The organism is Pseudomonas sp. CM27 (genome assembly GCF_013179515.1).
Classification (GTDB): domain Bacteria; phylum Pseudomonadota; class Gammaproteobacteria; order Pseudomonadales; family Pseudomonadaceae; genus Aquipseudomonas.
Genome location: NZ_JABMCN010000241.1, coordinates 1 through 9417, shown reverse-complemented (window position 1 = coordinate 9417; position 9417 = coordinate 1). Strand labels below are relative to the sequence as shown.

Here is a 9417-nt window from a genome sequence, read left to right as displayed (position 1 = left end):
TGTCGATGAAGTGCTGCTGTGCTACCCGGGCATCCTGGCGATCATCCATCACCGCCTGGCCCACCATCTGTACCAGGCCGGCTTGCCGCTGTTGGCGCGGATCAGCTCGGAGCTGGCGCATTCGGCCACCGGCATCGACATCCATCCGGGGGCGCAGATTGGCCCGAGCTTCTTCATCGACCATGGTACCGGTGTGGTAATTGGCGAAACCGCGATCATCGGCGAGCGGGTGCGCATCTACCAAGCGGTAACCCTGGGCGCCAAGCGCTTCCCCAGTGACGAGTCGGGCACGCTGCATAAAGGCCTGCCACGCCACCCGATCGTCGAGGACGATGTGGTGATCTATGCCGGCGCCACGGTGCTGGGGCGCATTACCATCGGCAAGGGCTCGACCATCGGCGGCAATGTGTGGCTGACCCGCAGTGTGCCGGCCGAGAGCAACATTACCCAGGCCAACCTGCAGCTGGATTGCCAGGACAAGAACTGATCGGGCATCTCTGCTGATTGTTCCGGCCTCTTCGCGGGTTCACCCGCGAAGAGGCCGGAACAGGGGACACCAATCAGCGCCCCAATTCGCATTGATATCCAATCCATGTTTAACTTGAACGCTTGTTCAATGAAAAAACGCTGGTCCGCTGCCGGTGTTCAACAGGAGGATTCCTTTGCTGAACCCGTTCATTCCGAACCTCACGTCATTTGACGAGGTGCACGCCCCATGAGTGCACCGAACCCTTCGCTTGCCGATAGCAAGATGCGCATGAACCCTCCGGTGTTCTACTTTGCGGCAAGTTTCATCCTTATCTTCGGCGTGGTGGTCATCTCCAACCCGCAAGCCGCAGGCGACTGGTTGCTGGCGGCGCAGAACTGGGCGGCCAACACGGTCGGCTGGTACTACATGCTGGCGATGACGCTGTACCTGGTCTTCGTGGTGGTCACCGCCTTGTCCGGCTACGGCAAGATCAAGCTCGGTGCCGACCACGACGAACCCGAGTTCAGCTACCTGTCGTGGGCCGGCATGCTGTTCGCTGCCGGCATCAGCATTACCCTGTTTTTCTTCTGCGTCTCCGAACCCCTCACCCACATGTTGCAGCCGCCCCAGGGCGAAGCGGGCACGGCCGAGGCCGGGCGCCAGGCCATGCAGATCCTGTTCCTGCACTGGGGCCTGCATGGGTGGGGCGTGTTCGCCTTCGTCGGCATGGCGCTGGCCTACTTCGCCTACCGGCACAACCTGCCCCTGGCCTTGCGTTCGGCGCTGTACCCGCTGATCGGCAAGCGCATCAACGGGCCGATCGGCTACGCAGTGGACGGCTTCGGCATCATCGCCACGGTGTTCGGGCTGGGTGCCGACATGGGCTTTGGCGTGCTGCACCTGAACGCCGGCCTCGACTACCTGTTTGGCATCAGCCATAGCCAATGGGTGCAGGTGATCCTGATCACCCTGATGATGGGCGCGGCAGTGGCCGTGGCCGTCGCCGGGGTAGAGAAGGGCGTGCGGGTGATGAGCGACATCAACCTGTTCCTGGCCTGTGCGCTGCTGCTGTTCGTGCTGTTCGCCGGGCCTACCCAGCACCTGTTCAATACCCTGATCCAGAACCTGGGCGACTACCTGGGCGCCTTGCCGCGCAAGAGCTTCGACGTGTATGCCTACGGTGAGAACCGTGACTGGCTGGGCGGCTGGACGGTGTTCTACTGGGCCTGGTGGATTGCCTGGGCGCCGTTCGTGGGGCTGTTCATTGCCCGCATCTCTCGTGGCCGCACCATCCGCGAGTTCGTCTTTGGCGTGCTGTTGATCCCGCTGGGCTTCACCCTGGCGTGGATGTCGATTTTCGGCAACAGCGCCCTGGACCAGGTCATCAACCACGGCATGACCGCCCTGGGCCAGTCTGCCCTGGATAACCCGTCGATGAGCCTGTACCTGCTGCTGGAGACCTACCCCTGGAGCAAGGTGGTGATCGCCACCACGGTGTTCATCAGCTTCGTGTTCTTCGTTACCTCGGCCGATTCGGGCACCGTGGTGCTGTCGACCTTGTCGGCTACCGGCGGTGGTGCGGACGAAGACGGGCCGAACTGGCTGCGCATCTTCTGGGGCGCGATGACGGCACTGATCACCAGTGCGCTGCTGTTTGCCGGCAGCATCGATTCACTGAAGTCGGCAGTGGTGCTGACCTCGCTGCCGTTCTCGCTGATCCTGCTGTGCATGATGTGGGGGCTGCACAAGGCGTTCTACCTCGAGTCGCAACGGCAGATCGCGCAGATGCACTCGCTGGCACCGTTCGCCCAGTCACGCCGCGGCCGTGGTGGTTGGCGCCAGCGCCTTAGCCAGGCGGTGCATTTCCCGTCGCGTGATGAGGTGTATCGCTTCATGGACGACGTGGTGCGCCCGGCGATTGCCGAAGTGCGTGATGTGTTCGAGCAGAAAGGCCTGGTACTGATTACGCAGGACGACCCCAGCCATGACAACGTCAGCCTGAAGATTGGCCATGGCGAGGAGCAGCCGTTCATTTACCAGGTGCAGATGCGTGGCTATTTCACGCCATCGTTCGCCCTGGGTGGGTTGGGTACGCAGGATTTGAAGAACCGCCGCTACTACCGGGCGGAAGTGCACCTGAGCGAAGGCAGCCAGAACTACGACCTGGTTGGCTACAGCAAGGAGCAGATCATCAACGACATCCTCGACCAGTACGAACGGCACATGCAGTTCCTGCATCTGGTCCGTTAGCCCGCCGGGGCCGCTGTGCGGCCCATCGCCGGCAAGCCAGCTCCCACAGGTATCTCACAATCTTCAAACCTGTGGTAATCCTGTGGGAGCTGGCTTGCCGGCGATTGGAGGCCGAAGGCCTCCCCATCGGACTATCAGAAGGGCGCATCCCCCAGGATGGTCGCCCGATGCATCACCCGCCGGTTCGGCCGGTAGTCATCCACCGCAAAATGCTGGGTCACGCGGTTGTCCCAGAACGCCACGTCATGCTCCTGCCAGCGCCAGCGAATGCTGAACTCCGGCCGCGTCGCATGGGCGAACAACAGCTTCAGCAGCGCCTCGCTTTCCAGCTCGCTCAGCTCGTTGATGCGCGTGGTGAACCCTTCATTGACGAACAGCGCCTTGCGCCCGCTAACGGGGTGGGTTCGCACCACCGGGTGCGACAGCGGCGGGTTGTTGCGCCGCGTCGCCTCCCAGCGCGCCAGGTCTTCCGGAGTAGTACCAAAGCGCTCCAGCGGAAACGACTTGGTGAAGTCGTGGGTAGCGGTCAGCCCGTCGAGCATCTCGCGCAATGGCGCCGACAAGGCCGCCAATGCTGCGATGCCGCTGGCCCACAGGGTATCGCCACCGTAAGCCGGCAACTGCTTGGCGCTGAGCACTGCGCCCAGTGCCGGGGTCGGCAAAAAGGTCACATCGGTGTGCCACACGGCGTTGTCGCGCACATCGGTGACCGCCGTATCCAGCACCAGCACCTGCGGGGTTTCCGGCACATTCGGGTAGATCGGGTGAATGTGCAGGTCGCCAAAGCGGGCGGCAAAGCGCGCCTGTTGCTGCGGGGTGATCGGCTGGTCGCGGAAGAACAGCACTTGGTGCTGCAACAGCGCCTGCCCGATGGCGTCGCGGTCGGCGGCGCTGATCTCGCGGCTGATGTCCACGCCACTGATCTGGGCGCCGAGCGCCGGGCTGAGAGGGGTGATGGTCAGGCTCATGTCGGTCTCTTTGGTCAGGCGCCGATATGTCGGCGTGGTCAGTCGAATTCAGTGGCTTTGCCCATGCCAGGGCACCAGCTTGCGCTGCAGGGCACGCAGGCTCATTTCCAGGGCGAAGGCGATCAGGGCGATCAGCAGGATGCCCAGTACCACCACATCGGTGACCAGGAACTGCGCCGCCGACTGCACCATGAAACCCAGGCCGCTGGTGGCCGCGATCAGCTCGGCCGCCACCAGGGTCGACCAGCCGACACCCAGGCCGATACGCACGCCGGTGAGGATGTCGGGCAGCGCGCTGGGCAGGATCACATGGCGAATCAGCTGGGCCTTGCTGGCGCCCAGCGACTGCGCCGCACGCAACCTGGCCGGGTCGACCGTGCGCACGCCGGTGGCCGTGGCAATCGCGATCGGCGCGAAGATGGCCAGGAAGATCAGCAGCACCTTGGACAGCTCGCCGATGCCGCACCAGATCACAATCAGCGGCAGGTAGGCCAGCGGCGGGATGGGCCGGTAGAACTCGATCAACGGGTCGAGAAGGCCGCGTGCCACTCGGTTGTAGCCGATGGCGATGCCCACCGGGATGGCGGTGAGCGTAGCGGCCAGCAGGGCCACGCCGATGCGCCCGAGGCTGGCGCCCAGGTGCTGCCACAGGCTGGCATCCATATAGCCTTGGGTCAGCAGGGCCCAGCCCTTGGCCAGGATGTCGGCGGGCGAGGGCAGGAACAGTGGCTCGATCCAGCCGCCGGCGGTCACTAGCCACCAGGCAAATAGCAGGCTGGCGAGGGTCAGCGTGCTGATCCAGCGGGTGGACAAGGGGCGGCGCTGCCCGGTGGCGCGCCGGGCTCGGCTATCAGGTTTGCCGGCAACCGGCAGGTCCAGGCTGTTCATGCGCGCTCCTGCAGACTTTGGCGTTGGGCGAACACGCTGGCCAGCACGTGCTCGCGGGTTTCGATGAAGCGAGGGTCGGATTTGATCGAGCGGGCCGACTCGCCGGCGGCATAGCGCTGCCCGTAGTCCAGTTGCAGGCGCTCGACCACGCGACCCGGGTTGGGCGCCAGCAGCACCAGCTCGCTGGCGAGAAACACCGCTTCTTCGATGTCGTGGGTAATCAGGAACACCGGCTTGGCGGTGCGTTGCCACACCTGCAGCAACAGCTCCTGCATCTGTTCGCGGGTAAAGGCATCGAGGGCGCCGAACGGTTCGTCCATCAGCAGCACCCGCGGGTCGGCTGCCAGCGCCCGGGCCAGGCCCACGCGCTGCTTCTGGCCACCGGACAACTGCCAGATACGGCGTTCGCCAAAACCGTCCAGGTCGACCAGGGCCAGCATCTCGCGGGCCTTGGCTTCACGCAGCGCGCGCGGTACACCGGCCAGCTCAAGGCCGAAGGCAACGTTGCCCAGCACGTTCTGCCAGGGCAGCAGCGCATCGTCCTGGAACACCACGCCGCGCTCGGCACCTGGGCCCTGCACCGGTACGCCATCCAGGGTGATACGCCCGCTGCTGGGCGCGACGAAGCCGGCGATAAGGTTGAGCAGCGAGGTCTTGCCGCTGCCGGAAGGCCCCAGGGCTACCAGCAACTGGCGCGGCCCCAGGCTCAGGTTGATATCGGCCAGCACCGGGGTATCGGCGCCGGGGTACTGTGCGCTGATGCGCTCCAGTTCGAGCAAGGCCATGGTGGGCTCCGGTCGGCTTTTACGGGGTCAGTTCGGGAGGTACTGGGCGCTGACGTACGGCGAGTAATCCGGCAGCACCGCGTCTACCTTGCCTTGCTGCTTGAGGAAGGTGGCGGTGTCGGTCAGTGCCTGGGTGGTGGGCGCGCCCAGTGCGCTGGCCTGGTCGGCAGCCAGCGGGTAGACGTTGCCCTGCAGCAATACCGGGATGTCGGCAGGCTTGGCGCCGGACAGCTTGGCCAGCTTGCTTACATTGTCGGGGTTGGCCAGCCAGGCTTTGGGGTCGTTGCGGTAGTCGGCGTAGGCGTCGAGGGTGACCTTGGCAAACGCCTTGACCACGTCCGGGTGCTTGGCAGCGAAGTCCTTGCGCACGATCCACGCGTCGAACGTGGGTGCACCTTTTTCGGCCAGTTCGCCAGAGGTGATCAGCACCTTGCCGTTTTCCTTGGCCACGCCCAGGGCCGGGTCCCAGACGTAGGTGGCGTCGATATCGCCACGCTTCCAGGCGGCAATGATGGCCGGCGGTGCGAGGTTGAGGATTTGTACCTTGGACGGGTCGATGTTCCAGCTTTTCAGTGCCGCCAGGAGGCTGTAGTGGCCGGTGGAGACGAACGGCACGGCGACTTTCTTGCCGACCAGGTCTTGCGGGGACTTGATGCTGTCACGGGCGACCAGCGCTTCACCGGCGCCAATCTGCGTGGCGATCAGGAATGTTTCGACCGGCAGCTTGCGGGTGGCCGCTGCGGCCAGCGGGCTGGAGCCCAGGTAGCCGATTTGCACGTCGCCACTGGCCACTGCGGTGATCACGTCGGCGCCGTTGTCGAACTTGCGCCAGTCGATGCTGGCTTTGCTGGCTTTTTCATAGTTGCCATCGACCTGCGCCACCTTGGCCGGGTCGACGGTGGTCTGATAGGCAACGGTGAGGTCGGCAGCCTGGGCAAACCAGCTTGTACTGGCGAGGGTCAGGGCTGCGAACAGGCGCAGCGGGGTGTGCGGGATCATGGTGGACCTCTCGTCAGGCAATCGGTGGGATGGATGACGAGAAGGCTAAATGATCTAAGAATCTTAAAATAAATAACTTTTTTGCATTAGCTTAGGAGCCAAATGCTTTAAGGGTCGGGCTGGGCAGACGCAGGTTCCCACCTGGACCACGTGAGGCAGCTGGGCCGATGATCTCGCTCAATGGCGGAATCAGAACGGCCTGCTAGGCTCTTTCGTCCTTATAGAACGATCGGGAATTAGGTTATGAGCAAACGTTTGCAAATAACCGATAGTTATGAATTCTTCCGCTTCTACAACGAAAAGCAGCAAAGGTTCGTAACATATTCCGTAAAAATCTTAGAAATTCACAAAACGGTCATTTTGGATTTATAGGATTGTCATTATCCTGTAGCGCAGGTGGCGTCTTAGACCAAAGTCGCGAAACGTTTAGAAACGATTGACTTAAGGGTCACGCTTTGGGACTAAATCGCCAATCCACGGTGAGCGGGGCAGCAGATCCCTCCGCCAGAGATACACAAAAATTAGAACGTAGAGGAGCAGAACATGTACAAGTCCAGCCTGGCCGTGGCCGTGGCACTGGGGGTTTTCGCCCAAACAGCAGGCGCTGCCGGTTTCGTTGAAGACAGCAAACTGTCGCTCAGCTCGCGCACCATGTATTACGACAACAACAACCGTGAAGCCCACGGCGCTGTTCGCCCGGATCAGCGTGAGACTGGCCAAGGCTTCAAACTTGACTACATTTCGGGTTTCACCGAGGGGACTGTTGGGTTTGGTGTTGATGCCCAAGCACTTTGGGGTATCCATTTGGATGGTGGCCGTGGCTACCACAAAAGTGGCTTCATGCCAGACGACAGCGATGGTTCTTCTGTAAGCCAGTGGGCCCGTGTCGGCGCTAACGCGAAGGCGCGCTTCTCCAAAACTGAAGCTCATTTTGGTAGCGCCCTGGCGCCTAACCTGCCGATTCTGGTCGCGAACGACGGCCGTGTGCTGCCTCAAACCTTCGAGGGTGGCACCATCCAGTCGAAGGAAATCGACAATCTGACCATCAATGCTGGCCAGCTGACGCACGCCATGGGCCGTGCCTCCAGCAACCGTACCGGCCTGTCGGTCTCCGGCGCATCTGCTGACAGCAACAAGTTCCGCTACGGTGGTTTGGACTACAAGCTTACTCCCGACCTGACCCTGCAGTACTACTACTCGAACCTTGAAGACTTCTACAAACAGCATTTCCTGGGCGCGACTCACGTCTTCAAGATCGCTGACAACCAGTCGTTCAAGACCGACCTGCGTTACTTCGACAGCAGCAGCGACGGTAAGAACGGTAGCGGCGGTGGTTACAACTTCGATAACAACAGGGGCTACGCCAAAACCGCTGGCGAGGTCGACAACAAGACCTGGTCCGCCATGTTCACCTATACCCTGGGTGGGCATGCGCTGATGCTCGGCCATCAGCAGATTGGTGATGACGGTGGCTTCGTGTGGTTGAACCAGGGCGGTGTCGTCGATGGTAACAACCGTAACGAAGGTGCTGGCGGTTCCAGCTTCTACCTGTTCACCGACAGCATGATCAATCAGTTTGCCCGTGCTGGCGAGAACACCACCTTCGGTCAGTACTCCTATGACTTCGCAGGCCTGGGTGTACCAGGTCTGAAAGCATCCGTGGCCTACCTGCGTGGTGATGACATCCGCAACCGGTCGGGCGATGGCACCTATAACGAATGGGAGCGCGACGCTCGCGTCGACTACACCATTCAGCAGGGGACGCTCAAAGGCCTGGGCTTCAGCCTGCGTCAAGGCGTCTACCGTGGCGCCGGTGAAAGCAGCGATGACCAGGATCAGACTCGCTTCATCGTGAACTACACTTACGCCTTCATGTAAGTTCGTAGCGTTACCAAAAGAGCCTCGCCTAGTGCGAGGCTTTTTTATGCCTGTAATTCCGTATGCAATATGGTTATAAACAAATCAATATTTATTCTTTTTGTTTTTAATCGGATGCAGGCACATTAAACCCACACGGTGTACAGAACCACGCACAGGAGCCGCAGCCCATGAGCCTAAAACTCGGCGATATCGCCCCCGATTTCGAACAGGATTCCAGCGAAGGCAAAATCCGCTTCCACGAGTGGCTGGGCAACAGCTGGGGGGTGTTGTTCTCCCACCCGGCCGACTTTACCCCGGTGTGCACCACCGAGCTGGGCCTGACTGCCAAGCTCAAGGACGATTTCGCCAAGCGCGGGGTCAAGGCCATTGCCTTGTCGGTGGATCCGGTCGACTCGCATCACCGCTGGATCGATGACATCAACGAGACCCAGAACACCGTGGTCAACTTCCCGATCATCGCCGACGCCGACCGCAAGGTGTCGGACCTGTACGACCTGATCCATCCGAACGCCAGCGACACCCTGACCGTGCGTTCGCTGTTCGTGATCGACCCGAACAAGAAGGTGCGCCTGACCATCACCTATCCGGCCAGTACCGGGCGCAACTTCAATGAAATCCTGCGGGTGATCGACTCGCTGCAGCTGACCGACAACCACAAGGTCGCCACACCAGGCAACTGGCAGGACGGCGACGAGGTGGTGATCGTGCCCTCGCTCAAGGATGAGGAAGAGATCAAACAGCGCTTCCCCAAAGGTTACCGCGCGGTCAAACCCTACCTGCGGCTGACCCCTCAGCCCAATCGTTGATGAATTCCTCGTTGCATTGCTCTTAGCCAAGCAGGGATTTTCGGGCCGTTTCGACGGCCCTTTTTTATGCCTGCTGAAAACCGCGTGGGCCTCTTCGCGGGTAAACCCGCTCCCCACAGGGTTAAGCGCCGTCCTCAAGGTTTGTGGTGTCCCTGTGGGAGCGGGTTCACCCGCGAAAAAGCCGGCACAGGAAATAATCAAAATGGAATAAACAAATGAAAAAATATGATTTCTAGATATATGTAAGCGCTGTTAATGTCACTCCCAACAGAACACAAGGAAGCGCTGCAATGCTGGTCGTCTCAATCGGTGGTAGCCCAAGTACCCGTTCACGCTCCGGCGTGCTGCTGGAGCGTTCGCGCCAGTGGCTG

At 61.4% G+C, this 9417-nt stretch carries 8 protein-coding genes and 1 pseudogene; 5 read left to right on the top strand and 4 right to left on the bottom strand.

Translation table 11 applies throughout. The features are described 5' to 3' along the window. Both epsC and betT read left to right on the top strand, forming a co-directional pair. Positions 1–487: serine O-acetyltransferase EpsC (gene epsC / locus HP547_RS23755; RefSeq protein WP_306140567.1), on the top strand; the 487-nt coding region annotated here is incomplete at its 5' end. 228 nt (positions 488–715) lie between these two features. Continuing rightward, positions 716–2719, top strand: coding sequence for a choline transporter BetT (gene betT, locus HP547_RS23750; RefSeq protein WP_172224331.1), 2004 nt, complete (start codon positions 716–718; stop codon positions 2717–2719). 134 nt (positions 2720–2853) lie between these two features. Here betT and tauD read toward each other — a convergent pair whose 3' ends face one another. From tauD to tauA, 4 genes are read right to left on the bottom strand one after another with little or no spacing between them, the layout of a single operon-like run. Further along, positions 2854–3687: a taurine dioxygenase gene (tauD, locus tag HP547_RS23745; protein WP_172287751.1), complete on the bottom strand. Its 834-nt coding sequence runs from the start codon at positions 3685–3687 to the stop codon at positions 2854–2856. Positions 3688–3735: 48 nt separating this feature from the next. Next, positions 3736–4575, bottom strand: a complete 840-nt coding sequence (tauC, locus tag HP547_RS23740; protein WP_172287748.1) for a taurine ABC transporter permease TauC — start codon at positions 4573–4575, stop codon at positions 3736–3738. Then, entirely contained in the window at positions 4572–5360 is a 789-nt protein-coding gene (tauB, locus tag HP547_RS23735; protein ID WP_172287745.1) for a taurine ABC transporter ATP-binding subunit, read from the bottom strand. Before tauB ends, tauC begins: the two co-directional genes overlap by 4 nt. 27 nt (positions 5361–5387) lie before the next feature. Next, on the bottom strand, positions 5388–6359 hold the full coding sequence (gene tauA, locus HP547_RS23730; RefSeq protein WP_172224342.1) for a taurine ABC transporter substrate-binding protein: 972 nt from the start codon (positions 6357–6359) through the stop codon (positions 5388–5390). Between the two features lie 543 nt (positions 6360–6902). On the opposite strand from tauA, the gene HP547_RS23725 reads away from it, so the two are divergent. From HP547_RS23725 to HP547_RS23715, 3 genes and pseudogenes are all read left to right on the top strand, one after another. Beyond that, the gene (locus tag HP547_RS23725) at positions 6903–8237 is read left to right on the top strand and encodes an OprD family porin (protein ID WP_172287742.1); all 1335 of its coding nucleotides are present in this window, start codon (positions 6903–6905) and stop codon (positions 8235–8237) included. A gap of 170 nt (positions 8238–8407) precedes the next feature. Continuing rightward, positions 8408–9046 (top strand): peroxiredoxin, encoded by a 639-nt coding sequence (locus HP547_RS23720; protein ID WP_019096904.1) that lies wholly within the window; start codon positions 8408–8410, stop codon positions 9044–9046. 290 nt (positions 9047–9336) lie between these two features. Continuing rightward, positions 9337–9417 (top strand): annotated as a pseudogene (locus HP547_RS23715) (NADPH-dependent FMN reductase); the annotation flags it as partial.